General features: G+C 42.4%; 15 protein-coding genes. 12 read left to right on the forward strand and 3 right to left on the reverse strand.

Going from position 1 to position 26,861, the window contains the following annotated elements; translation table 11 throughout:
- Window positions 1-10 precede the first annotated feature (10 nt).
- The 7 genes from AB9N12_RS11610 (at window position 11) to AB9N12_RS11640 (ending at window position 13,805) form a co-directional block, all read left to right on the forward strand.
- A complete protein-coding gene (locus tag AB9N12_RS11610; protein ID WP_369892217.1) occupies window positions 11-1,786 on the forward strand; it encodes a RagB/SusD family nutrient uptake outer membrane protein in 1,776 nt (591 codons plus the stop codon).
- A gap of 4 nt (window positions 1,787-1,790) precedes the next feature.
- Window positions 1,791-4,874, forward strand: coding sequence for a SusC/RagA family TonB-linked outer membrane protein (locus AB9N12_RS11615; protein ID WP_369892218.1), 3,084 nt, complete (start codon window positions 1,791-1,793; stop codon window positions 4,872-4,874).
- 448 nt (window positions 4,875-5,322) lie between these two features.
- On the forward strand, window positions 5,323-6,630 hold the full coding sequence (locus AB9N12_RS11620) for a DUF5005 domain-containing protein (RefSeq protein ID WP_369892219.1): 1,308 nt from the start codon (window positions 5,323-5,325) through the stop codon (window positions 6,628-6,630).
- 71 nt (window positions 6,631-6,701) lie between these two features.
- The gene (locus AB9N12_RS11625) at window positions 6,702-8,975 is read left to right on the forward strand and encodes a GH92 family glycosyl hydrolase (protein ID WP_369892220.1); all 2,274 of its coding nucleotides are present in this window, start codon (window positions 6,702-6,704) and stop codon (window positions 8,973-8,975) included.
- A 29-nt stretch (window positions 8,976-9,004) separates the two neighbouring features.
- The gene (locus AB9N12_RS11630; protein ID WP_369892221.1) at window positions 9,005-11,161 is read left to right on the forward strand and encodes a GH92 family glycosyl hydrolase; all 2,157 of its coding nucleotides are present in this window, start codon (window positions 9,005-9,007) and stop codon (window positions 11,159-11,161) included.
- Between the two features lie 78 nt (window positions 11,162-11,239).
- Window positions 11,240-12,373, forward strand: a complete 1,134-nt coding sequence (locus AB9N12_RS11635) for a glycoside hydrolase family 130 protein (protein WP_369892222.1) — start codon at window positions 11,240-11,242, stop codon at window positions 12,371-12,373.
- Window positions 12,374-12,422: 49 nt separating this feature from the next.
- On the forward strand, window positions 12,423-13,805 hold the full coding sequence (locus tag AB9N12_RS11640) for an SGNH/GDSL hydrolase family protein (RefSeq protein ID WP_369892223.1): 1,383 nt from the start codon (window positions 12,423-12,425) through the stop codon (window positions 13,803-13,805).
- Window positions 13,806-13,839: 34 nt separating this feature from the next.
- Here AB9N12_RS11640 and AB9N12_RS11645 read toward each other — a convergent pair whose 3' ends face one another.
- The 3 genes from AB9N12_RS11645 to dxs are packed head-to-tail and all read right to left on the reverse strand — an operon-like array spanning window position 13,840 to window position 18,552.
- The gene (locus tag AB9N12_RS11645; RefSeq protein WP_369892224.1) at window positions 13,840-15,291 is read right to left on the reverse strand and encodes a TrkH family potassium uptake protein; all 1,452 of its coding nucleotides are present in this window, start codon (window positions 15,289-15,291) and stop codon (window positions 13,840-13,842) included.
- Between the two features lie 14 nt (window positions 15,292-15,305).
- Window positions 15,306-16,646, reverse strand: a complete 1,341-nt coding sequence (trkA, locus tag AB9N12_RS11650; RefSeq protein WP_369892225.1) for a Trk system potassium transporter TrkA — start codon at window positions 16,644-16,646, stop codon at window positions 15,306-15,308.
- A 1-nt stretch (window position 16,647) separates the two neighbouring features.
- Entirely contained in the window at window positions 16,648-18,552 is a 1,905-nt protein-coding gene (gene dxs, locus AB9N12_RS11655) for a 1-deoxy-D-xylulose-5-phosphate synthase (RefSeq protein WP_369892226.1), read from the reverse strand.
- Window positions 18,553-18,657: 105 nt separating this feature from the next.
- Between dxs and AB9N12_RS11660 the strand changes: the two genes are divergently transcribed.
- From AB9N12_RS11660 to AB9N12_RS11680, 5 genes are all read left to right on the forward strand, one after another.
- Window positions 18,658-19,659, forward strand: a complete 1,002-nt coding sequence (locus AB9N12_RS11660) for a GSCFA domain-containing protein (protein ID WP_369892872.1) — start codon at window positions 18,658-18,660, stop codon at window positions 19,657-19,659.
- On the forward strand, window positions 19,635-22,175 hold the full coding sequence (locus AB9N12_RS11665) for a bifunctional UDP-N-acetylmuramoyl-tripeptide:D-alanyl-D-alanine ligase/alanine racemase (protein WP_369892227.1): 2,541 nt from the start codon (window positions 19,635-19,637) through the stop codon (window positions 22,173-22,175). Before AB9N12_RS11660 ends, AB9N12_RS11665 begins: the two co-directional genes overlap by 25 nt.
- A 206-nt stretch (window positions 22,176-22,381) precedes the next feature.
- Window positions 22,382-22,600: a twin-arginine translocase TatA/TatE family subunit gene (locus tag AB9N12_RS11670; protein ID WP_369892228.1), complete on the forward strand. Its 219-nt coding sequence runs from the start codon at window positions 22,382-22,384 to the stop codon at window positions 22,598-22,600.
- A gap of 11 nt (window positions 22,601-22,611) precedes the next feature.
- On the forward strand, window positions 22,612-23,436 hold the full coding sequence (tatC, locus tag AB9N12_RS11675) for a twin-arginine translocase subunit TatC (RefSeq protein WP_369892229.1): 825 nt from the start codon (window positions 22,612-22,614) through the stop codon (window positions 23,434-23,436).
- Window positions 23,399-26,767: an AAA domain-containing protein gene (locus AB9N12_RS11680; RefSeq protein WP_369892230.1), complete on the forward strand. Its 3,369-nt coding sequence runs from the start codon at window positions 23,399-23,401 to the stop codon at window positions 26,765-26,767. Before tatC ends, AB9N12_RS11680 begins: the two co-directional genes overlap by 38 nt.
- Window positions 26,768-26,861 lie beyond the last annotated feature (94 nt).

A 26,861-nucleotide genomic window follows, 5' to 3' on the forward strand; every position in this document is an offset into this window, starting at 1 on the left:
AACTATAAATATGAAGCAAAATAGATATGGTGCATGGGCTATTGGGGCATGGATGCTGCTTCTGACAGCTGTATCATGTACAGATAGTTATGAAAGTACACCGGTGAACATGTTTACGGAAGACTATCTTTTTTCGAGAACTGATTCGAACGGTGTTGTTGTCCGTAAGTTTCTCAATCGCATCTATTGGCATATGCGTAACGGACACAATGGTGTTGGCGGGGATTATTTAGATGCGGCTTCTGATGATGCGCTTTCGATTAATTCTGGAGATCCGGATGTTTATAAATTGGCTGTAGGTCGCTATAGTGCATCTTCTACTATACCTTCGGACATGATTTGGACAGAACCTTACCAAGTAATTCGCCGAATAAATATTTTGTTAAATGGCATTGACGTGGTGCCTTTCAATACTACTTATATGGACGCTCTTGGGAATACACGTCCGCTTAATGTTTCAATGAAAGCTGAGGCTCGCTTTCTGCGTGCATACTTCTATTTCGAACTCATGAAGCGATATGGAGGGATCCCCATAATTGGCGATAAAGTGTATGAGTTGAATGAAAACATTGAATTGCCGCGTAGCACTTTTGAACAGACTGTGAAATATATTGTAAGTGAACTGGATGCCATTAAAGACGACCTTCGTTCACTACCACTGCCTGATGCTGCAGCTAATGCTCATGTGGTTACAACACAGGCGGCACAAGCTCTTAAGATTCGCGTGTTGCTTTATGCAGCTAGTCCGCTATTTAATGGGAAGCCTGTTGAATCTGGAAATGAGCTGGTGGGATATACTACTTACGATCGAGAACGTTGGAAAACAGCTGCCGACGCAGCTCGTTCATTCATAAATGCTTATGGAAAGGAAGGAGGACCTCTCGGACTTGACCCAAACTTTAAAGATGTGTTTACTACTTGGTACGATAATACCACTCATAAAGAAATGATATTCTTCCGTGAAAATGAAAGTAATACGTCAATAGAAAATGCTAATGGGCCGTTGGGACTTAGTGGATCGAAGCAAGGAAATGGCAGGACAAATCCCACGCAGAACTTGGTTGATGCTTTTTTGATGAAAGATGGATACTTCATCGGAGAAGAAGATGAAGATGCTGTTTATAAATATGATCCTCAGCATCCGTATGACAATCGGGACCCACGTTTGGAATATACTATTATATATAACGGAACCAATTGGCTCAACAATACGATGCAAACTTGGCAAGGAGGTGCTAATAATCCTTTAGGATCATCGTATTCGCTTACTAGTTATTATATGCGTAAGTTTATGGGTAATTTTGAGTCGGGTAATGAATACCAAGCTACCTTGCACAATTGGGTAATGTTCCGCTATGCTGAAATACTTCTCAATTTTGCTGAAGCCGAAAATGAATATTTACCTTCTCCTTCGCAGGATGTATATGATGCTATTATTGCATTACGTAAACGTGCCGGTATCGAAGCGGGTAAATATGATTTGTATGGACTTCCGAAGCGGGAGGATATGACTCAAGCTAAAATGCGTAGAGTGATCCAAAACGAACGTCGTATTGAATTGGCGTTTGAGGAACATCGTTATTGGGATATCCGTCGTTGGCGACTTGCAGAGGAGATATATGCACAACCTATTGAGGGAATGTTTATTGCGACTTCTCTGACCGAAACTTCTTATAATCGACAAAATGTACTGACGGTGGCGTGGGATAATAAACGTTATCTCTATCCGATTCCTTATTCGGAAGTGATAAAAAATAAAAATATGGTTCAAAACCCTAATTGGTAATACTATGAAAAGAGTAATTATAACATTCTTATGCCTACTCTGCATTATACAGGCATACTCTCAATCGTTTACGATAAGCGGTACCATCACCGACAGGGAATCTAACGAGCTGCTTATCGGTGCGGGAATTTTGGTGAAAGGAGCCGGAAGAGGTACTATCACTGATATGGATGGAAAATATTCATTGGAAGTCAAGCGTGGAGAAATATTGGTGTTTTCGTATGTAGGTTATCAAAGTACAGAGATAACAGTGGGCGACCAGCATACACTCAATGTCAGTCTGACCGTTTCTGAAGCTAATAATTTGAATGAGGTGCTTGTGGTTGGACATGGTAGTGCTAAACGTATTACGTTGACCGGTGCTGTGAGTGGTATTCAAGCCAGCGAACTGCGAAGAGTGCCAACAAGTAATTTGCAGAATACATTAGCGGGTAAATTACCTGGATTTTTTAGTCAGCAGCGTTCCGGACAGCCTGGTAAAGATGCTTCTGATTTCTTCATTCGCGGTGTCAGCTCGCTCAATTCAGATGGGAACAAGCCTCTTATTATGGTGGATGATGTTGAATATTCTTACGAACAACTTTCGCAAATCAATATTAACGAGATTGAAAGCATTTCTATTTTAAAGGATGCTTCGACCACTGCTATCTATGGTATTAAAGGTGCTAACGGGGTATTGGTTGTGAAAACCCGTCGTGGTGAAGAAGGGAAACCCGTAATACATGTGCGTGCTGAGGCTGGTGGACAGATCCCGGTCCGTACTCCCAACTTCTTAGATTCGTATAATACTGCCCTTTTGGTTAATGAAGCACGTTCTAACGATGGTTTGACGAAAACATTTACACAACGGGACTTAGAATTGTTTCAAGACGGTTCTGATCCTTATGGACATCCCAATGTAAATTGGTATGACGAAGTATTTAAGAAATCGGCTATGCAGTCGAATATCAATGTTGACGTTTCAGGTGGTACAAAACGTTTGAAATACTTTGTATCTGGTGGCTATTTTTCACAAGGAGGTTTGGTCCGTAACTTTGATAAATCGGGAGATGATGTGAATACCGGCTATTTTTATCGCCGTTTTGACTATCGTACCAATTTGGATTTCACTGTAACGAATAATCTGACCATGCGTTTGGATTTTAGTTCTCGATTCATGAATATCAATGAACCAAGTAGTTTAAATGCTACAGGTGAGATTTATAATTTCACAGCTATGCACCCTTATTCGGCACCGGTTCTCAATCCCGATGGGTCGTATGCCTACCTTAGTGATGTGGATGGATATGGACCTACGCTGAATGCCCGCTTGGCTAATGAGGGTTATACACGCACACGTCGTAATGATAATAATATTTTATACGGTGTGAATTGGAAAATGGATTGGCTAACTAAAGGTTTGTCGGCCAATGCACGTATGGCGTATTCTACTATTGATGAAAATTTTCGGAAAGTAAATCGCGGCAAGGATGGTTATCCTACTTATCATTATGATGCTACAACGGGACAGTATACTATTAATCCGAACCGCCAATATGCTTACACTAATTATTCGTTAACAGCAGGAACGCATCAAGCGGTGAAGAACTTGGATATTCAAGCGTCATTAAATTATGCACGTGTATTTAATGAAGCACATGATGTTAGTGCTATGTTACTTTATAGTCGTCAAAGTCGTACGGTAGAGGATGAAGGAGAGAAGATCCCTGAGAATTTTCAAGGCTTGACCGCGACATTTAGCTACAAGTACAAAAACAAATATTTGATAGATTTCAATGCTGCATATAACGGTACCGATCGTTTTGCAGAGGGACATCGCTATGGGGTATTTCCCGCTATCGGGGTGGGATGGAGTATTTCTGAAGAATCTTTCTTTAAGGATAATATATCTTTTATCCAGTTGCTAAAAATCAGAGCGTCTTACGGTATTGTAGGTTCAAATGTGGCGATGGGAAATCGGTATCTTTATAATCAGGAATATATAGAGAAAGAGAAAGCTTATAATTTCGGTCAGACTGATGTACAGTCTAATTCTATTATAGAGGGTGATTTGGGGAATGATAACGTGACATGGGAAAAAGCTAAGAAATTCGATATAGGTATTGACTTCAATGCATTTGACAGATTGTCATTTACCATTGACTTCTTTTATGATAAAAGATACGACCAGCTTGTTAGACGCAATGACATTCCTCAAATCTTAGGAATTGGAACTTCGCCTATCAATGTAGCACGAACCAGCAATAAAGGATTCGACGGGCAAATAGGATATCAGGATCATTTTGGAGATTTCAACTTCAATACCAACTTTGTGTTCTCCTATGCCAAAAATAAGATAGAATATAATGCAGAAGCTCAGCAGCGTTATGAATGGCTTTCGGCAACAGGACGTCCTATTGGACAGCCTTTCGGATATACTTGGATTGGATATTATACTCCGGAAGACGTGGATCTAATTCATGCCGGTGCAGCTAATGCGCCAGCTATACCGAATACTGATGTACCAATACAAGCTGGTGACTTAAAATATAAGGACTTGAATGGAGATGGTGTTATTAATGATTTTGATAAAGGGGCTATTGGTAAACCTAATCTTCCTAACACTACATTGGGATGGACAATTGGGGGATCATGGAAGGGGCTTTCGTTGAGTCTACTTTTCCAGGGTTCTTTTAACTATAGTTTTTCAGTGGTTGGTACAGGTATCGAGCCTTTCAAAAGTCAATTTCAACCTTTGCATCAGAAACGTTGGACGTTAGAACGTTATTTGAATGGAGAAGCTATTGAATTTCCCCGATTGACGAGCAATCCCTCTACAGTGAATAGTGCACAATCGTACATGTCAGACTTTTGGCTTATCGATGCTTGGTATATTCGTCTGAAGACAATCGATCTATCCTATCAAGTACCAGTGAAGGTACTTCCCTCATGGTTAACTAACTTACGCGTTTATATGAATGCATATAACATGTTTACATTTACAAGTTACGATAAATATCAGCAAGATCCGGAGATCAGTACCAATTCGGCCGGTGATGCGTATATGAATCAACGTGTATTTAATTTTGGTGTACAATTAACATTCTAGCAAACAGATATTTTGGGCAATATCGATGAAAGAGAGAGGTCATAATGAGAAAAGATTAAAAAAGTTTCTTTTTTCGTAGTTTGATTCTCTCTTTTGAAATAAACAGAAAGAGTTGCATGTCGAATGATAAATTTCACTCACTTGCAACTTTTTTGTATTTAGGATACTGAATCCAATATGAAGTTAAAAAACGTTTTTCGTCTTACACTTATATGATTATCCAGTCAGTTCATAGAACTATTCATATCATTGTTGGAATGTAATCCAAGAAAAGATATTCCTGAATTAGTGGTTTTTGATTTATAGATCGTCTTTATCCTATAAACGTTGAAAGCAGAATATAATGAAACGTATCTTTTTATCAGCCTTTATGCTTTGCATTTAGAATTGTATGTGTGGGAAAAATAAATTAAAACAAATAAATAGTGATTTTAAATATCATATTAATATGAAATCAATTCATCTTATTTTAAGTTTCATTGTTACACTACTTACTGGAGCGTGTGGCGAACAGCAAGAACCTTATTACGGCAGTTCAGACGTGAAGATGCCTCAAATTGATTCTGAATGGAATCTTGAACTAATGCCCAATCGATCAGGACAATATTGGAAAGTGTTCGTATATAAAGATTTGAAATATAATGCTCTGTTCACCAGATCTTTGGGATGGAACGGAGGTGATGGTGTGTTTACTACGGGGTTACCTGATGGAAATATATTTTGGTCGTTTAATGATAGTTTCTATGGTGTAATCAATGAAAATCGTTCGCGCGGTAATTGTAGTTTTCCACGTAATAGTATTATGATACAAACACCTGGTGAGAAAGATGAAAATTTAGTTTGGTTAGCAGATTATGTACAAACCAATGATCCTAATGCTGATAGGTACTATCAGGTACGTACTCATATTCGTCATCCGAAAGCTACACTTTCAGAAGAGAAAATACAAGCTGGAGAAATCGATCAAGATTATCTTTATTGGGCAGGAGATGCAACAATATATAATAATCAGATGCAAATGTTGTGGGGAGCCGTTGACAATACTGATCCGAACAATCTGATGCGCCGCTTCGGCACTTGTTTGGCTACTTACAGTTTGGAAGGGAAACCTGGGGATGATACTTATATGAAACTCATAAGCCGCAATGATAATTTTAATGACCATACACTGGGCTATGGTGATACCATGTGGGAAGATGAAGACGGGCATATTTATCTCTACACGACTTCTAACTATAAAGTGGCCGTGGCACGCACCACTACACGTGATCTTAGTAGCCAGTGGGAATATTATGTAGCTGATCCACGAGGAAATTTCTCGTGGACAACTCAGTACCCTTCAACTCAAGATGCAGAATATTCAACGATTATTCCTTTAGAAAGTGGATGTTCCATGCCTTGGGTATTCAAAAAAGGTGATACTTACTACATGATCGGACAGTCTATTTGGTTCGGGCGAGAAGTGTTGATGTTTCGTAGTAAGCATCCTTATGGACCATTTGTTGACCAAAAGACTCTCTTTACATTACCCGAATTTCTTGATAAGATTGGCGAACAACGTTATCAACATGTTTATATGGTAAATATTCATCCGGCTTTATCACGTACTGGTGAATTGGTGATCTCTACCAATACAGACTGTTCCAACTTTTGGGATAACTTCAATGCACCGGGTAGTGCCGATTTCTATCGTCCTTATTTCTACCGTGTATTTAATTGGGAATCATTGTACGATAACGATGCTCCACTTGAGTAAAATGTAGACTGAAATGATAATAAGCTTTCGATTTTCCAACTAAAATAGATATAACACATTAAATAATAATCATGAACAGACTTATTTATTTAGTAATTATTTCTTTTTTTTCCACAGGTATATATGCCCAAATGAAAGACCTTGTGCAATATGTCAATACACTGCAAGGTACCGACTCTCATTTCGGATTAAGTTATGGAAATACATATCCTACCACAGGTATGCCTTATGCCATGCATACGTGGTCTGCCCAAACGGGGAAAAATGGAGAAGGTTGGAAATATCAATATGCGGTAGATAATATCAGAGGATTCTGCCAGTCTCACCAATGCAGTCCGTGGATGAGTGACTATGCAGTGTATTCTTTTATGCCGATGGTGGGAGAATTAGTCGTTAATCAGGAGATGCGGGCCACAAAGTTCAGCCATGACAATGAAATAGCCAAGCCGCATTATTATAAAGTGATGCTGGACAATGGTATTATTATCGAGATGGCTCCAACTACCCGTGGTGTACATTTGCGTTTTTCCTATCCCTCCACCGAGGACGCCTATCTGGTGATTGACGGATATACGGATATGAGTGAAATCAAGATTGATCCGGTAAAGAGACAAATTTCCGGTTGGGTGAATAACCAACGTTTTGTAAACAACTCAAAGACATTCCGTAGTTACTTTGTGGTGCAGTTTGATAAAGCATTTGAAAATTACGGTATGTGGGAAAATCAGAAAGATGAGATTTTTCCTAAGAAGTTGGAGGGAGAAGGTAAGGGCTATGGCGCTTATATCAAATTTAAAAAAGGATCGAAGGTACAGGCAAAGGCTGCCTCTTCTTACATCAGCGCAGAGCAAGCTGTGATTACACTAAATGACGAACTGGGTAAAGATAAGAATTTGGAAGCTACCAAAGCACGCGGACATAAAACATGGAATGAGTTATTGAACCGAATTCAGGTAGAAGGCGGAACGGACGAACAAATGAAAACTTTCTACTCTTGCCTGTTCCGTGCCAATCTATTCTCACGTAAATTCTATGAACGTAAAGCAAACGGAGAACCTTATTATTATAGTCCTTATGACGGTAAGGTATATGACGGATATATGTATACGGATAATGGTTTCTGGGATACATTCCGTTCTCAATTTCCGCTGACCAACATTCTTCATCCTACCATGCAGGGGCGTTACATGAATGCCTTGCTTGCCGCACAAGAACAATGCGGATGGTTGCCTTCCTGGTCAGCTCCCGGAGAAACGGGAGGAATGTTAGGTAATCATTCTATTTCATTGCTGGCGGATGCGTGGGCAAAAGGTATTCGGACGTTTGATCCGGAGAAAGCCTTGGCAGCTTATGCACACGAATCCATGAATAAAGGTCCTTGGGGAGGTGCTAACGGACGTGGTTTCTGGAAAGAATATTTTGAATTGGGATATGTCCCTTATCCGGAATCAATGGGATCGAGTGCGCAGACAATGGAATATGCATACGATGATTTTTGTGGCTACCAACTGGCCAAAATGACCGGAAACAAACATTATCAGGAAGTCTTTGTCCGTCAGATGTATAATTATAAAAATGTATTTGATCCGTCTATCGGTTTTATGCGTGGAAAAGGTATCGATGGTAAATGGCAGGAACCGTTTGATCCTCTGGAGTGGGGCGGACCTTTCTGCGAAGGTAACGCATGGCATTATACCTGGTCCGTATTTCATGATGTAGAAGGATTAATAGGCTTGTTCGGAAGCGATCAGAGGTTTACCTCCAAGATGGATTCGGTATTTGCTCTTCCCGGTACTATTAAACCGGGAACTTACGGGGGAGTAATTCATGAAATGAAAGAAATGGAACTGGCAGGTATGGGACAATATGCACACGGCAATCAGCCGATTCAGCACATGCCTTATCTGTATAGCTATGCCGGTCAACCGTGGAAAACCCAGTATTGGGTGCGTCAGATCGTTGAAAGATTGTATAATTCCACAGAAAGAGGATATCCGGGTGACGAAGACCAAGGTGGTATGTCATCCTGGTATATCTTAAGTTCATTAGGCATTTATGCTGTTTGTCCGGGTACGGATGAGTATGTAATTGGTAGTCCGTTGTTTAAGAAAGCTACCATAACGATGGAAAACGGCAACAAATTTGTGATTGAAGCGAACAACAACAGTAAAGAGAATCTCTATATCCAGTCTGCTACTTTGAATGGACGTATATTGGATAAGAATTTCATTAAATATGGTGATATAGCAGACGGTGGTACACTCCGTTTTGAAATGGGAAATCAGCCGAATAAGGAACGGTGTACGTCGAAGTATGCTGCTCCTTTCTCTTTGTCAAAAGAATAAGATACTAAAAAGTGTAACGAGAATATTGTATGAAAAATAAAGTTTTAACAAGTTTGTTATTGGTTTTGATTGGAGGGTGGGGGAGTCTCTCGGCGCAGAGCACTGGGAGTAATTACGCTCGTCAGGTAAATACCCTGATAGGAACGAAGGGTGTGGGGTTGACTTCAGGATATCTTTATCCCGGAGCTACCTATCCTTATGGAATGGTACAGTTCACCCCCTCTTATTTTTCCAAACGTTCCGGGTTTGTTATCAACCAGTTGAGTGGTGGCGGTTGTGAGCACATGGGTAACTTCCCCACTTTCCCGGTAAAAGGTAAACTCAAGATGTCTCCGGACAATATTCTTAACTACCGCATCCATATTTCTGAAGAAAAAGGACATGCCGGTTATTATGAAGCAAAGGTGCAGGAAGATATCCATGCAAAACTGACAGTAACTGAAAGGACCGGTATGGCGTGTTATGAATATCCGGCCGATCAGCAATATGGTACGGTAATTATCGGTGGAGGTATTTCCGCAACTCCGATAGATCAGGCCGCCATTGTGATTACTGCACCGAATAAGTGTGAAGGATATGCAGAAGGAGGCAATTTCTGTGGCCTTCGTACACCGTATAAAGTCTATTTTGTAGCAGAGTTTGATACGGATGCATTGGAATCGGGAACATGGAAAAGGGATGAACTGAAACCGAACACGACTTTTGCCGAAGGAGAATGTTCCGGAGTCTATTTTACTTTTGATGTGAATAAGAAGAAAAATATCCAATATAAGATTGGAGTTTCTTATGTTTCGGTAGAGAATGCACGTGAGAATCTGAAAGCGGAGAATACCGGATGGGATTTCCTGCAGATTCAGAATCAGGCAGAATCCAAATGGAATCATTATTTGGGTAAGATCGAAGTAGAAGGAACCAATCCGGATCGTACCACTCAATTTTATACCCATCTATATCGTTCGTTCATTCACCCGAACGTATGTAGTGATGTGAATGGAGAATATATGGGGGCTGATTTCAAAGTGCATAAATCCCGTTCCAAACACTATACTTCTTTTAGTAATTGGGATACCTATCGTACGCAGATTCAGCTATTGTCAATCCTAGATCCTGAAGTAGCCTCTGATATTGTAATTTCTCACCAATTGTTTGCCGAAGAAGCTGGTGGCGCTTTTCCGCGTTGGGTGATGGCTAATATAGAAACCGGAGTAATGCAGGGAGATCCAACTCCTATCCTGATATCCAATGCTTATGCTTTTGGTGCCCGCAATTATGATCCGAAACCTATTTTCAAAATCATGAGAAAAGGAGCGGAAGAACCCAGAGCAATGTCACAGGGGGTTGAGGCTCGTCCGGGGCTGAAACAGTATTTGGATAAAGGATATTATAACGCTTCTATACAATTGGAATATACTTCTGCTGATTTTGCAATCGCACAATTTGCGTTGCATGCTGTAGGAGATGAGTTTGCGAGTTGGCGTTATTTCCATTTCGCACGTTCATGGAAGAATCTGTATAACCCGGGAACCGGATGGTTGCAATCACGTAATCCGGATGGTTCATGGAAACCACTGACTGAAGATTTTCGGGAATCGACCTATAAGAATTATTTCTGGATGGTGCCATACGATATTGCCGGTCTGATAGAAATCATCGGAGGCAAAGTCGTTGCCCAAAAACGTCTGGATGAATTCTTTACCCGCCTGGATGCCGGTTACAATGACGCCTGGTTCGCTTCCGGCAATGAACCGAGCTTTCACATTCCTTGGATATACAATTGGGTAGGAACTCCCTATAAAGCACAGGAGATTATTAACCGTGTATTGAATGAACAGTATTCAAGTAAAATTGATGGTTTGCCGGGCAATGATGATTTAGGAACGATGGGTGCCTGGTATGTGTTCGCTTGTATCGGACTTTATCCCGAAATACCGGGAGTGGGAGGTTTTACGGTGAATACTCCGATATTCTCATCCGTGAAAGTGCATTTAAAGAAAGGGGAGATAGTGATAAAAGGCGGTTCGGAAAAGAATATTTATATCAAGTCCATGAAGCTAAACGGTAAACCGTATGACAGTACATGGATCGATTGGGACCAACTGAATAATGGGGCTACGATAGAATATACTACCTCGGCTAAGCCTGATGTGAAGTGGGGAACAAAAGTGACACCTCCCTCTTTCCCTTAAAGCAATTTAATGAGGTATATAAATTTGTGATATAAGATTATTTTGTAAGAGTATTTATTTATCATATCAAATGTAAGTATGAGAAGAAAACTACCAAACTTGGCTTATCTACTGATGGTTGCCGTATTAATCACCTCATGTGGAGAGAAGAAGCAAACATCTGAATTTCCGGATTGGGCATGGGCAGATTTCCAGCGTCCGGAAGGTATTAATCCGATTATCTCTCCTGACACTACGACTCTTTTCTTTTGTCCGATGCGAGAGGACTCAATAGCATGGGAAGCGAGTGATACGTTTAATCCGGGTGCTACTGTTTATGATGGAAAAGTGATACTCCTCTACCGGGCTGAAGACAACTCGGCAACCGGTATCGGATCACGTACCTCCCGTTTGGGATATGCCTCTTCTGATGACGGATTACATTTCAAACGAATGTCCGTACCCGTATTTTATCCGGCAGATGACAGTCAGAAAGAATTGGAAAATCCCGGTGGTTGCGAGGACCCACGTGTTGCCGTAACAGAAGACGGACTTTACGTAATGCATTATACACAATGGAACCGCAAACAGGCGCGTTTGGCAGTGGCCACTTCGCGCGATCTTCAAACATGGGAAAAACATGGACCGGCTTTTGCAAAAGCATACAACGGAAGATTCATAGATGAGTTTTCCAAATCTGCCTCTATCGTAACCCAATTAATTGACGGCAAACAGGTGATTGCTAAGATTGACGGTAAATACTGGATGTACTGGGGAGAAAAGTTTGTGAATGTAGCCACTTCCACAGACCTGATCCACTGGAAACCGATGTTGGATGAACATGGAGAATTTCTGAAAGTGATGACTCCTCGCGCAGGTAAGTTCGATAGTGACCTGACCGAATGTGGCCCTCCTGCCATCCTTACACAGAAAGGAATCCTGCTACTTTATAACGGCAAGAATAAGTCGGGCGCAGAAGGAGATATACAGTATACTGCCAACTCTTATTGCGCAGGACAAGCCTTATTTGATGCCAAAGATCCTACTAAACTAATCGATCGCTTGGATAAACCTTTCTATATTCCCGAATCGGACTTCGAAAAGAGCGGACAGTATCCAGCCGGAACCGTATTTATAGAAGGACTTGTATTTCACAATCAGAAATGGTTCTTATATTATGGTTGTGCCGATTCACGCGTGGCAGTTGCCGTATATGACCCTCTCAGGAAATAAGGGGAACGTTCATGAAAAAGATAACAATTTGTAAAATATAGATTAAGACATGAAAAAGTTTTTTGTATTGATTGCAGCAGTTTGTATGACATATACTACTGCCTTTGCTCAAACTGTGAAACCTTTTAAAGAGGGTGAAAGAGCCGTATTTTTAGGAAACAGTATCACGGATGGCGGTCATTACCATTCATACATCTGGTTGTATTATATGACTCGTTTCCCGGATATGCCTATCCGTGTGTTCAACGGTGGCATTGGTGGAGATACGGCGTATGATATGAACAAGCGCCTGGATGGTGATATCTTTGCGATGAAACCTTCCGTGTTGATGGTTACCTTTGGTATGAATGATTCCGGATATTTTGAGTACAACGGTGATAAACCTAAAGAATTCGGGGAGCAGAAATATCAGGAGAGCATAAAGAATTACCAGCAGATGGAGAAACGTTTTCAGGAGCTTCCTGATACCCGTATCGTGATGGTTGGAACCTCTCCATACGATGAAACCGTACAACTGAAAGAGAATACACCGCTCAAGACAAAGAATGAAACCATCAAACGGCTCGTTGAATATCAGAAAGAATCGGCAGCTAAGAATAATTGGGAATTTATCGATTTAAATGCTCCTATGGTTGCTCTGAATCAACAATACCAGCAGAAAGATCCTGCATTTACTCTTTGTGGAAGTGACCGTATCCATCCCGACAATGACGGACACATGGTGATGGCCTATCTTTTCCTGAAAGCCCAGGGATTTGCAGGAAAAGAGGTAGCGGATGTGGAGATTAATGCTAATAAGAAACAGGCCGTAAAGTCGGAAAACTGCACTGTTTCCAATATAAAGAAGAACGGAAAAGACTTGAGTTTTGACTACCTTGCAGATGCTCTTCCTTATCCTTTGGATACTATTGCCCGTGGGTGGGGACAGAAAAAAAGTCAGGCAGAAGTGGTGAAGGTTGTTCCTTTTATGGAAGAAATGAACCGTGAAACGTTGAAAGTAACAGGACTGAAAGGCAATTATAAGTTGTGGATAGATGATGAAGAAATTGGAACCTGGAGTGGAGATGAATTGGCAAAGGGCATTAATCTTGCTGCTGAATCCAAAACTCCCCAATACCAACAGGCATTGACGGTGATGCACCTGAATGAATATCGTTGGGAAATTGAAAGAACATTCAGAGAATATGCGTGGTGTGAATTCGGCTTTTTCCAGCAAAAGGGATTGTTATATGCCGATGATAGAAAAGCGATTGAGGTGATGGATGAAAACTTGGATAAAAACGTTTGGTTGAAGGGACGTCGTGATATGTATTCAAAGATGATGTTTGAAGCTGTCCGTGATGCTCGGCAACAGGAAATGGATGTTCTTATCAATAAGATTTATGAAATAAATAAGCCTGTTGTAAGAAAGATTTTACTTAGAAAGATATGATGTGATAACGGTGGGTGTCGTTGAGAATAGAGTTTTAATTCTTTTTCCAAAAATCGGAAGTAAAAAGCAGTAATACTGTAAACAGTTCTAAACGTCCCAAAAGCATTAAAAAAGAGAGCAGCCATTTGGCAGCATCCGGCAGTTCGCTCCATGAAAAGGCCGGGCCGCATGTGCCGAGTCCCGGTCCCATATTGCCTATACTTGAGATTACAGTTCCGACTGATTCCAGAAAACCTACTCCTAAGCCCATCATGACAAGTATGCAGATAATGGTGATAACTGCATATAAGAAAGTAAAAGCCAATACTGTGGACTGGATAGAAGGAGAAATTACCTGCTTATTGACCCGTACCGGGAGCACGGCATTAGGGTGAAGAATGTGCTTGAATTCGTTTTTTACGACCTGAAACAGGATAATCGTACGAATACATTTTATTCCTCCTGTCGTACTGCCGGCACAGGCTCCGATTATCATCACTATTACAAGACATCCCCAAAGGATAGAAGGCCAGAGCATATAATCGGCTGTAGCGAATCCCGTAGAAGTTTGTATGGAAATCACTTGGAAAAGTGATTTACGGAACGCTTCTTCTACCTCCATAGAAGAAGTCTGATAAAGCCAGATGGCAATAAATATAGTAAAGAAAGAAACACACCCAAAATAGAATTTCAGTTCTGTATCATGAATGAACTTCTTTATTTTTCCATTAAACATCAACAGTAATAGCGTGAAGTTGATCCCCGAAAGGAACATGAAAATAGAGATTACATACTCTATGTAAGGTGAGTGATAATATTCAATACTTGTTTGTTTGGTAGAAAATCCGCCTGTGCTGGTAGTGGTGAAAGCGTGGCATACGCTGTCGAATACGCTCATTCCTCCGAATAGCAGTAGTACAATTAATGCTCCCGTCATTCCGGCATAAATCCCCCAAATCCATTTAGCGGTGATGCCGATACGGGGATGCACTTTGTCGTGGGTAGGTCCGCTGGCTTCTGCCGCGAACACCTGAATCCCGCTTACACCAAAAATCGGCAGGACAGCGATGGTGAAGAATACAATACCCAAGCCGCCTATCCATTGCGTCATGGCCCGCCAGAAAAGAATTCCGTGAGGCATCGATTCTATATTATTCAAAATTGTGGCACCGGTACTGCTGAAGCCGGACATTGTTTCAAAAAACGCATCCGTAACATGGGGAATATATCCTCCTATATAATAAGGTAGCATCCCGAAAAGGGAGAAGGTAACCCATGCTGCGCTGACGATGACGTATCCATCGCGGCGGTTCAAGGATTTCACCGCATTTTTCCCGATGGCAAGTAGCAGAACGCTGATACAGGCTGTGACAGCAGATGAAATCAGGAAACTCTGCAAGTCATTCTCTTTATAAAAAAGAGAGACCGCTCCACAACACAACAGCATCGCTGTTTCTATCAGAAGCAGAAACCCCAGAATCCGGAATACCATCTTTGAGTTAATCATATACTGTTTACTGCTTAGTGAAAGAATTTCTCAATCTTTTTAATCATCATGCTTAGGCAGAATACGACTACATGGTCGCCGGGTCGGATTTGCGTATCGCCTGTCACCAAAATACCTTCTCCGTTGCGGATCATTCCTCCGATGGTAGTTCCCTTGGGGAGTCCCAAGTCTTTAATCAGGTGTTTGGTGATTTTAGCACCTTCCGGTACAGTGAATTCTGCAACGTCCGCATTGGCAAAAGTAAGACATTTCACATTAGATACATCGGCGTCCAACATCATTTGGTAGATGTGGCTGGCGGCAATCATTTTTTTATTGATAACAGTGCCGATGTCAAGGCTTTCTGCCATACCGATATAGTCGATATTTTCCACTTCTGCCACCGTCTTTTCCACGCCCATCCGTTTAGCAGCGAGACAGGCAAGGATATTTGTTTCCGAGTTACCGGTCAGAGCAACAAATGCTTCGGTATTCTTTAATCCCTCCTCGATGAGTAAATCCATGTCGCGGCCATCTCCGTTGATAATCATTGTCTTATCGTCCAGTAACTCTGTCAGGCGGTTGCAACGTCCCAAATCATTATCCACTATTTTCACCTGCATATAATCCGGTACATATTGTGCGGTACGGACCGCGATACGGCTTCCTCCCATAATCATCACATTACGTACATCGGCATAATCCTCCTTACCGGCTATCTTACGTATATAAGGAATATACTTGCGGGTGGTAGTGAAATAAACGATGTCATGCAATTTAATGACATCGTCTCCGCGGGGGATAATCGTTTCTGTGCCGCGTTTGATTGCCACTACATGGTAAGGAATGTTAGGGGCACCAAGCTGATGCAACGGTATATTCAGGATTTCGGCTTTTTCGCGCATCTTCGTACCGATCAGAACCAAAGAACCTCCGCAAAATTCCCACCATTGGCGTACCCAGCTCATACGCATGGAAGATACGATTTCTTTCGCAGCCAGCATTTCCGGGTAAATCAGTGAATCTACTCCCAGCTTCTGGAAAAACTCTTTGTTTTTGGGTAGAAGATATTCGTAATTGTCGATACGTGCCACTGTCTTTTTGGCTCCCAGGTTAGTAGCCAGCATACAGGCAGTCATGTTGCGGCTTTCGTCCGGCGTGACTGCAATAAACAGGTCGGCTTCTTTGACGTTCACCTCTTTCAATCCGGAGATGGAAGAAGGAGAAGCGGCAACAGTCAGCAAGTCAAAATTGGCACTGAGAGCACTTAATTTCTCTTCATCATCATCCATCAAGATGATATCTTGCTTCTCACGCGATAGCAGTTTGGCCAAATGGGTGCCTACGTTGCCGGCACCGGCAATAATAATCTTCATGTCAATTGATAAATTCTTTGATTTTAGCCAGAATCCCTTCTTCGTCCATACCGCACAGTCGGTACAGTTCGGCAACTGATCCATGCTCTACAAACAGGTCGGGGATGCCGATACGCTTCACGGTTGGTTTATATTCGTTATCTGCCATAAATTCAAGTACGGCACTTCCCATACCGCCTTTGATAATCCCGTCTTCAACAGTCAGGATACGTTGGAATTTTCTTCCCACCTCATGTAACAGCTCTTTGTCCAGCGGCTTCAGGAAACGTAAATCGTAATGGGCGATAGACAGACCGGAATCGGCTTCCGCTCGGCTGATGGCACGGGCGGCCATGTTTCCTATCGGTCCGATAGTGATGACCGCAAGGTCGTCGCCCTCTTTCAGTTTACGTCCTTTTCCTACCGGAATCTCTTCCAGCGGACATTTCCACTCCACCAGTACACCGCGTCCGCGAGGGTAACGGATTACAAACGGTCCTTTGTCCGGTAATTGTGCCGTATACATCAGGCGACGTAACTCGTGTTCGTCCATAGGCGAGCTGATGGTCAGATTGGGGATCGGACGCAAATATGCCATATCAAAAGCTCCGTGATGAGTGGGACCGTCTTCGCCAACCAGTCCGGCGCGGTCGAGGCACAAAACAACAGGGAGCTGCTGAATGGCTACGTCATGAATGATATTATCATACGCGCGTTGCATAAAAGAGGAATAGATATTGCAGAAGGGTTGCAGTCCGTCTTTTGCCATCCCACCGGAGAAAGTAACCGCATGTCCTTCGGCAATGCCTACATCAAACGCACGTTCGGGCATTTTCTCCATCAGTATGTTCATCGAACAGCCACTAGGCATGGCGGGAGTAACACCGACAATCCTCGGATTGGCTTCGGCAAGTTCTACCAATGTATTCCCGAATACATTTTGGAAAAGCGGAGGCATTCCTTCTGTGTTAGCAATGAAGCGTTCGCCGGTGACGGGATCGAATTTACCGGGAGCATGCCATTCGGTTGCGTGCTTCTCTGCCGGTCCGAATCCTTTTCCTTTGATAGTATGCAGATGCAGGATTTTAGGTCCTCGCATATCTTTGATATCACGCAATATTCTTGCAAGGTTTTTTACGTCGTGTCCGTCTATCGGGCCGAAGTAACGGATATTCATCCCTTCGAAAATATTCTGCTGCTGTGCAGCCATTGATTTGAGACTGTTCCCAAAACGTATGAGGGCTTTACGGCGTTCTTCGTTTAGGATGCCGAGTTTAAACAGCATGCGCGAGAGCTTGAAACGTAGCTGATTATAACGGTTGGAAGTTGTCAGGTTAAAAAGATACTGCTTCATGCCTCCTACACTACGGTCAATAGCCATGTCGTTGTCATTCAGGATAATGAGTAGGTTGTTCGATGTGGAAGATGCATTGTTCAGCCCTTCGAAAGCCAGTCCGCCACTCATGGAACCATCACCGATGATGGCTATTACATGGCGATTGACATCTCCTTTTCTGGCGGCTGCGACGGCCATACCGAGAGCTGCAGAAATAGAATTGGAAGCATGCCCGCACGTGAAAGTATCATATTCGCTTTCTTCCGGAGACGGGAAAGGACGGATTCCTCCGAGTTTCCTGTTCGTAGAAAAAGCTTCACGGCGTCCTGTTAGTATTTTGTGGCCGTATGCCTGATGTCCCACGTCCCATACAATACGGTCATAAGGTGTATTGTAGACGTAGTGTAAAGCTACAGTCAGTTCCACTGTTCCCAGACTGGCACCAAAATGTCCCGGGTTACAGCAAAGTTCTTTAATAATGTCTTGCCTTAGTTCGTTACACACCTCCGGCAGTTGCTCTACGTCTAGTTTTCGTAGGTCTTCAGGATCATTGATAGTGTTTAGCAAGTTATATATCGGTTCATTCTTCATGATTCGAGGAAATTTAGTGCAAAAATACGAAAAGAAAGTATATTCCCTTCCTTTTTTTATAAAATCTTATTTTGATTACTTTTGCACATGAAATGTAATGAAATGATGGAAAATTGTATGAACTTTCAAACATCTATAGAATTACCTGCCGGGATGCCGCCTGTCAGTCATGCAGATCGTATTCTTCTAATGGGCTCCTGTTTTGCAGAAAATATCGGGAGACAATTGATGGACGCCGGGTTTCAGTTGGATCTGAATCCTTTTGGCATCCTTTATAATCCTTTGTCCGTCTCATCCGCCTTGAGAGAGATTATAAGAAATAAAGAATATACCAGCCACGATTTGTTTGCCTACAAAGAGTTATGGCATAGTCCGATGCATCACGGCTCTTTTTCAGCTTTCACACCCGAAGAAACATTGCATACAATAAATACCCGTCTTCATCACGCCCATCAAAGATTTCCGGAATTGAACTGGCTGATGATAACCCTGGGTACCGCCTATGTTTATAAACAAAAAGAGAGTGGGCAAGTGGTAGCCAATTGCCATCAACTGCCGGAAAACCATTTCTTACGTTACAGACTTACTATTGAAGAGATTGTAGAAGATTATACAGCACTCATCACTGGAATGACAGCCTGTAATCCGGGATTGAAATGGCTGTTTACAGTCAGCCCAATCCGTCATATACGTGACGGAATGCATGCCAATCAATTAAGTAAATCTACGTTGTTACTGGCCATCGACCGGTTGCAACAACAGTTTCCGGAACAAGTGTTTTACTTCCCCTCCTATGAAATCATATTAGACGAATTGCGTGATTATCGCTTCTATGCTGATGATATGCTGCATCCGTCCCCTTTGGCGATTCGTTACCTGTGGGAACGCTTCTCCAAAACCTTCTTTTCTGCTGAAACAAAGCAGGTTGTCATGGCTGTGCAAGACATTCGCCGGGACTTGGCACATAAACCTTTTCACCCCGAGTCAGAGGCGTATCAACGCTTTTTAGGACAAATAGTGTTAAAAATAGAACGACTTATCGGAAAATACCCGTACTTAGATTTTCAAAAAGAAACAGAACTATGTCATATGCGATTGAATCCATAGCAGAAAGTATTGGTGCCCGCCGTGTGGGCAAACATAAAGCGACTATTGATTGGCTGTTGACAGACAGCCGCTCTTTGAGTTTCCCGGAAGAAACTCTCTTTTTTGCTTTAACTACCAAACGAAATAGTGGAGTCCGTTATATCCCCGATTTGTACGACCGGGGCGTACGCAATTTTGTAATTACGGAAGAAGACTTTAAACAAATTGAGAATGGAGAGTTGAAAATGGAAAAGTCTGGTCAGTATGATGATGCGCAGTCCACTCTTAACTCTCTACTCTCCACCCTTAATTTCCTTATCGTTCCCAATCCTTTGAAAGCTTTGCAGAAGCTTGCCGAGGCACATCGTGATAAATTTAAAATCCCTGTGATTGGTATCACCGGCAGCAATGGAAAAACCATTGTGAAAGAGTGGTTACACCAGTTACTTAGTCCGGACCGTTGTATCGTCCGTTCTCCACGTAGCTATAATTCGCAGATCGGAGTTCCCCTCTCTGTATGGCAGCTTTCAGAAGAAGCAGAACTGGGCATCTTCGAAGCCGGCATTTCCGAAATGGGAGAGATGGGATCCTTGAAACGAATGATTAAGCCCACCATCGGTATTTTGACCAATATCGGTGGTGCCCATCAGGAAAACTTCTTCTCATTGCAAGAGAAGTGCATGGAGAAGTTGACGCTTTTCAAAGATTGTGATGTCGTAATTTACAATGGCGATAATGAATTAATTAGCAATTGTGTCGCAAAATCAATGCTGACCGCACGTGAGATTGCCTGGAGTTGTAAGGATATCGAACGTCCGTTGTACATCAGCCGTGTAATCAAGAAAGAAGATCATACCGTTATATCCTATCGTTATCTGGATATGGATAATACATTCTGTATTCCTTTCATCGATGATGCTTCCATTGAAAATGCATTGAACTGCTTGGCTGCTTGTCTTTACCTGATGACATCTGCTGAACAGATTACCGAACGGATGACTCGTCTCGAACCGATTGCCATGCGCTTGGAGGTAAAAGAAGGAAAGAACAACTGTGTGTTGATTAATGATAGTTATAATTCAGATCTGGCATCGTTGGATATTGCACTCGACTTCCTGGTACGCCGTTCGGAGAAGAAAGGCTTGAAACGGACACTGATCCTGTCGGATATACTGGAAACCGGACAAAGTACCGCTACACTCTACCGGCGTGTAGCGCAGTTGGTACAGAGTAAAGGAATAAATAAACTGATTGGTGTAGGGCAGGAAATATCCTCTTGCTCCGCTCGTTTTGATGACGATCTCGAACGCTACTTCTTTCCCAACACAGAGGCCCTTCTTACATCCAGCATACTCAAATCGCTTCATTCGGAAGTAATCCTTGTAAAAGGTTCGCGCGTGTTCAACTTTGATTTGGTGTCCGAAGAACTTGAATTGAAGGTACACGAAACGATCCTTGAAGTAAACCTTGGAGCAATGGTCGCTAATCTGAACCATTACCGTTCCATGCTTCACGATCCGGAAACAAAGGTGATCTGCATGGTGAAAGCATCTGCTTATGGAGCCGGTTCGTACGAAATAGCCAAGAGTTTGCAGGAACACCATGTCGACTATCTGGCGGTGGCCGTGGCTGACGAAGGTTCCGAACTTCGCAAAGCAGGTATTACTGCCTCTATTATAATCATGGATCCGGAGCTTACGGCTTTTAAAACCATGTTCGATTATAAGTTGGAACCGGAAGTCTATAATTTCCATCTGCTCGATGCGCTCATCAAAGCGGCAGAAAAAGAAGGAATTACCAACTTCCCGATTCATGTGAAACTGGATACAGGTATGCACCGTCTGGGCTTTGCGGTAGAAGATATCCCATTGCTCATTCGTCGTCTGAAGAATCAGAGTGCGGTGATCCCCCGTTCGGTATTCTCTCATTTTGTAGGAAGTGATTCGCCGCAGTTCGACACTTTCACTCGTGAACAGATTGAATTGTTCGAGAAAGGTTCGCAGGAATTGCAGGCCGCTTTCTCTCATAAGATTCTCCGTCACATCTGTAATACGGCAGGAATTGAACGTTTCCCCGATGCACAGTTTGATATGGTACGTTTGGGAATCGGACTTTATGGAGTTAACCCGATAGACAATTCGATTATACATAATGTGAGTACGCTTAAAACTACCATTCTTCAGATACGGAATGTTCCTCAGGAAGATACAGTGGGGTATAGCCGGATGGGGCATTTGGTACGTCCTTCACGCATTGCGGCTATTCCTATTGGCTATGCGGATGGATTAAACCGCCATTTGGGACGAGGCAACGCTTATTGCTTGGTGAACGGAAAGAAAGCTCCTTATGTGGGGAATATCTGTATGGACGTTTGCATGATTGATGTGACGGATATTGATTGTCGGGAAGGCGATCAGGCTATCATCTTCGGTGATGAGCTTCCAATTACGGTTTTGTCCGATACACTGGATACGATTCCTTACGAAGTGTTGACAAGTGTATCGACACGAGTGAAACGGGTATATTATCAGGATTAGTTTGCCACAGAGGACACGGAGGAGACTGAGAATACGGAAATTCTTTCAAAGATACAAAGCAGACACTGACAACGTATCATGAAAAGAGACGCTGTCTCCTCCGTGTCCTCTATGGTGAATAAAAATCTGTGTGAATCCGTGTAATCTGTGGCGAAAATTGTTATATTTGCACCAACTATTAAAAACCTCTTATATCAAATAAACTTATGGCAAACTTATTATTGTTAGGCTTTTTGCCTAGTGGTTCCGAATGGATTATTATTGCATTGGTTATCCTTCTTCTTTTTGGTGGAAAGAAAATACCTGAACTGATGCGCGGATTAGGCAAAGGCGTGAAGAGCTTCAAAGACGGTGTGAATGAAGCAAAAGATGAAATAAACAAGGCAAAAGAGGATCTGGATAAACCTGCAGATACAGGTAAGTAAAGCAAGTACGGATGGCAGAAATGACCTTTTGGGATCATTTGGATGAACTGCGTAAGGTACTTTTTCGGGTGATCGGAATTTGGTTTGTATTAGCGGTAGGCTACTTCATTGCTATGCCCTATCTTTTCGATCATGTGATATTGGCACCTTGCCACAATGATTTCATATTCTACGATTTATTACGGTATATCGGAAAGACATTTGATTTAACCGATGATTTTTTTACACAACAATTTTATGTGAAGTTAGTCAATATCAACTTGGCTGCTCCATTTTTTATTCACATGTCGACAGCTTTTTGGATGTCGGTGGTGACAGCTATGCCTTATCTTTTTTTTGAAATATGGCGTTTTATCAATCCTGCTCTTTATCCGAATGAGAAAAAAGGAATACGTAAAGCGTTGACTATCGGAACAGTAATGTTCTTCCTTGGCGTCCTGTTGGGTTATTTTATGGTATATCCATTGACGCTCCGTTTTCTGTCTACTTATCAGTTGAGCTCGGAAGTGGAGAATATCCTGTCGCTCAATTCCTATATCGATAATTTTATGATGTTGATTCTCTGCATGGGATTGGCTTTCGAACTCCCATTGGTTACATGGTTGCTTTCTTTGCTGGGAGTGGTGAACAAGTCTTTCCTGCGGAAATACCGGCGTCATGCGATGGTTGTTATCGTGATAGCAGCTGCTATTATAACTCCGACTGGCGATCCCTTCACATTGAGTGTTGTCGCTATTCCGCTCTATCTGTTGTACGAGATGAGTATTTTAATGATAAAGGACAAGAAGAAAACAGAAGATGAATCAGGAGATGAAGTTGCCCTATCCGAAGAGTGAAGCGATAGAATCTTATGAAATTCTTTTAGCTGTTTGCCGGGCAGAAGATGCCTGTCTTGCCATAGGATATAAACAAATGCGCGACTTGCTGGAACGTATTTGTCGCGCGCAGCTGCAAAACGAAAGTTTACAGATGACCGATCTTTCTGCACGAATTAGTTTCGTGTCGGCTAAGGTGGGGCTTTCTGTTGCAGAGCAGAACCGGCTGCATACCTTCCGGTTAACTTCAAATGCTATCCTGAACCGTCAACAAGAGCCTAACCGGGAACAACTTTTGCGGGATGCGAAAACCCTGGCTTTCTTTATCCGCAAACTTTCGGAAGAAGATATTCCCTTCGAACTATATCGGTTGCTTCCTCGTGCGGATGCCACCTATTTGCTTGCGCCTCCCGCCCGCGAACGGGTACAGCGGATGCGTGTCTGTTTCCAGTATGCCGACGAACAATATCTGTATGTGACTCCTTTGGATGAAGTTTCGGATCAACCGTACCTTGTCCGTTATCATGTTCCCCAAATCAACGAAGAGTTTGCAGAGACGTGTAAGTTGCTATGGCGTCATGCGCAAGTCAATTTATTAGATGTAGCCATCGATGAAGCAGGGATCCTGACTCCTTCTTTCATCGTACTCGAACCGGATTACTTGCTTGATATCAGTTCCCTTGCCGAGTGTTTCCGCGACTACGGACACCATCCGGGCAACTATTTTCTTTCCCGTCTTCAGCCAATTGAAAATGCCCGTCCTTTGTTATTGGGAAATATTGCCAATCTTTTTCTGGACGAATGCATTCATGCAAAAGGGGAAGAGATAGACTATCGTACCTGTATGCAGAAAGCCTTCCGGCGTTATCCTATTGAACTGGCCGCCTGTTCTGATTTACGAGATAAAGAGAAAGAACGCCAATTCTTTGAAGACTGCAAGTTACATTTCGATCATATCCGTGAAACAGTAAATGACACCTTTCATGCAGCCGGCTATGAACTTGACAAAACAGATGCCGTGCTCGAACCGTCTTATATTTGTGAGGCACTTGGACTTCAGGGGCGTCTTGACTATATGCAGCGAGATATGTCTTCTTTCATCGAAATGAAATCCGGTAAAGCTGATGAATATGCTATCCGGGGAAAGATAGAGCCGAAAGAGAATAATAAGGTACAGATGTTGCTTTATCAAGCTGTTTTGCAATATTCGATGGGAATGGATCACCGGAAAGTGAAAGCCTATTTGTTTTATACCCGCTATCCGCTTCTTTATCCTTCCCGTCCTTCGTGGGCAATGGTGCGTCGGGTGATTGATCTGCGTAATCGAATTGTAGCCGATGAATATGGCATCCAATTACGGAACAGCCTGGAATATACATCACAAAAACTGGAAGAAATCAATGCTTCCACTTTGAATGAACGAGGATTGAAAGGACGTTTTTGGGAGAAATACCTGCGGCCTTCTATTGATAATTTTCAATCGAAGCTGAAAGCTCTTTCCACATTGGAAAAGAATTATTTCTATGCAGTGTATAACTTCATTACCAAGGAACTTTATACCTCAAAATCCGGTGACGTGGATTATGAAGGACGTACAGGGGCAGCTTCTTTATGGCTCTCTACATTGACAGAGAAGTGTGAGGCCGGAGAAATCATTTATAATTTGAAAATAAAGGAGAATCATGCTGCTGATGAACATAAAGCCGGACTTACTTTTTCTTTCTTTCAAGCTTCCCTTCCTAATTTCCGTCAAGGAGATGCTATTATCCTTTATGAACGGAATTGCGACACAGATAATGTTACCAATAAAATGGTTTTCAAAGGTAATATTGAGTATCTGACGGAAAACGAAATTGGTATTCGTCTGCGTGCTACCCAGCAGAATCCATCCGTACTTCCTGCCGAAAGCCTCTATGCGATAGAACATGATATCATGGATACGACATTCCGCTCCATGTACCACGGCTTGTATGCTTATCTTTCTGCTACACAGGAACGCCGGGACTTGTTGTTATCACAACGCCCTCCGAGATTTGATGAATCATTGGATTCTCTTATTGCCTGTTCGGAGGATGATTTTACACGAGTCGCCCTGAAAGCCAAAGCCGCACAGGATTATTTCCTTCTTATCGGGCCTCCGGGAACGGGCAAGACTTCGTGTGCCTTGAAGAAAATGGTAGAAACCTTTCATGCGGACGAGCACGCGCAGATTCTTTTGCTTTCCTATACCAATCGGGCTGTTGACGAGATATGTAAGTCGTTGGCTTCCATTGTCCCGGCAGTTGATTTTATTCGGGTGGGAAGTGAATTATCCTGTGATGAAGCCTATCGTGAGCATCTGATTGAAAATAAGTTATCTTCATGCAACCGCCGTTCAGAGGTTTACGAGCGTATTCGGAATTGCCGGATTATGGTGGGAACCGTAGCGGCTATTTCCGGTAAACCGGAACTGTTTTATTTGAAACATTTTGATGTGGCTATCATTGATGAGGCTACTCAAATATTGGAACCGCAGTTGCTGGGTCTTCTCTGCCTCCGCGGAGAAGACGGGAAAAATGCAATTGATAAGTTTGTGTTGATTGGAGATCATAAGCAACTACCTGCCGTTGTACTGCAAAACACTGAACAGTCGGCAATCTATGATGAATCATTACTGTCTATCGGGTTGAGTAATTTGAAAGATTCTTTGTTCGAACGTCTTTACCGAAACTGTACGGTAGTATGTTCATCATCCGCCATTCAGCGTTCCTATGATATGCTTTGTCGTCAGGGGCGTATGCATCCGGAAGTTGCTTTATTTGCCAATCGTGCTTTTTACGGAGGGCGTCTGATTCCTGTCGGGTTACCTCATCAAATGGAGGACTCGGACACGATCTGCCGTTTGGCCTTTTATCCTTCTGTGCCGGAGAAAGCGGGAGCATCTGCCAAAATCAACCATTCGGAAGCACGTATCGTTGCAGATTTGGCCGTTCGCATTTATGAACACCATCGGTCGGATTTTGACGAATCCCGTACTTTAGGAATCATTACCCCTTATCGGAGTCAGATAGCATTGATAAAAAAAGAATTAGAATCAGTAGGTATTCCGGCTCTGAATCGCATTCTGGTCGACACCGTGGAGCGGTTCCAGGGAAGCGAGCGTGATGTAATAATCTACTCCTTCTGTGTCAACTACCCTTATCAATTGAAATTTCTATCCAACCTGACGGAAGAAGAGGGTGTTTGGATTGACCGGAAACTGAATGTTGCCTTGACTCGTGCAAGGATACAGATGTTTATTACAGGAGTTCCCGAACTCCTGAAGCTTAATCCTCTTTACAAAAGTTTATTAAAATTAATGGAAGTCTCCTGAAAAATTGTATCATTTTTGTAGACGTTAGTTTTTATTCTCTCTTTATGCGATTCATTAACACCTCGATATTGAATAAACGCCTATATTTGCAACA

This window comes from Bacteroides sp. AN502(2024), from assembly GCF_041227145.1.
GTDB lineage: Bacteria > Bacteroidota > Bacteroidia > Bacteroidales > Bacteroidaceae > Bacteroides.

Bases quoted from the DNA above. Each gene is read 5' to 3' on its own strand.
- AB9N12_RS11610 (WP_369892217.1), top strand. From the start codon at position 11: ATGAAGCAAAATAGATATGGTGCATGGGCTATTGGGGCATGGATGCTG.
- AB9N12_RS11615 (WP_369892218.1), top strand. From the start codon at position 1,791: ATGAAAAGAGTAATTATAACATTCTTATGCCTACTCTGCATTATACAG.
- AB9N12_RS11620 (WP_369892219.1), top strand. From the start codon at position 5,323: ATGAAATCAATTCATCTTATTTTAAGTTTCATTGTTACACTACTTACT.
- AB9N12_RS11625 (WP_369892220.1), top strand. From the start codon at position 6,702: ATGAACAGACTTATTTATTTAGTAATTATTTCTTTTTTTTCCACAGGT.
- AB9N12_RS11630 (WP_369892221.1), top strand. From the start codon at position 9,005: ATGAAAAATAAAGTTTTAACAAGTTTGTTATTGGTTTTGATTGGAGGG.
- AB9N12_RS11635 (WP_369892222.1), top strand. From the start codon at position 11,240: ATGAGAAGAAAACTACCAAACTTGGCTTATCTACTGATGGTTGCCGTA.
- AB9N12_RS11640 (WP_369892223.1), top strand. From the start codon at position 12,423: ATGAAAAAGTTTTTTGTATTGATTGCAGCAGTTTGTATGACATATACT.
- AB9N12_RS11645 (WP_369892224.1), bottom strand. From the start codon at position 15,291: ATGATTAACTCAAAGATGGTATTCCGGATTCTGGGGTTTCTGCTTCTG.
- trkA (WP_369892225.1), bottom strand. From the start codon at position 16,646: ATGAAGATTATTATTGCCGGTGCCGGCAACGTAGGCACCCATTTGGCC.
- dxs (WP_369892226.1), bottom strand. From the start codon at position 18,552: ATGAAGAATGAACCGATATATAACTTGCTAAACACTATCAATGATCCT.
- AB9N12_RS11660 (WP_369892872.1), top strand. From the start codon at position 18,658: ATGGAAAATTGTATGAACTTTCAAACATCTATAGAATTACCTGCCGGG.
- AB9N12_RS11665 (WP_369892227.1), top strand. From the start codon at position 19,635: ATGTCATATGCGATTGAATCCATAGCAGAAAGTATTGGTGCCCGCCGT.
- AB9N12_RS11670 (WP_369892228.1), top strand. From the start codon at position 22,382: ATGGCAAACTTATTATTGTTAGGCTTTTTGCCTAGTGGTTCCGAATGG.
- tatC (WP_369892229.1), top strand. From the start codon at position 22,612: ATGGCAGAAATGACCTTTTGGGATCATTTGGATGAACTGCGTAAGGTA.
- AB9N12_RS11680 (WP_369892230.1), top strand. From the start codon at position 23,399: ATGAATCAGGAGATGAAGTTGCCCTATCCGAAGAGTGAAGCGATAGAA.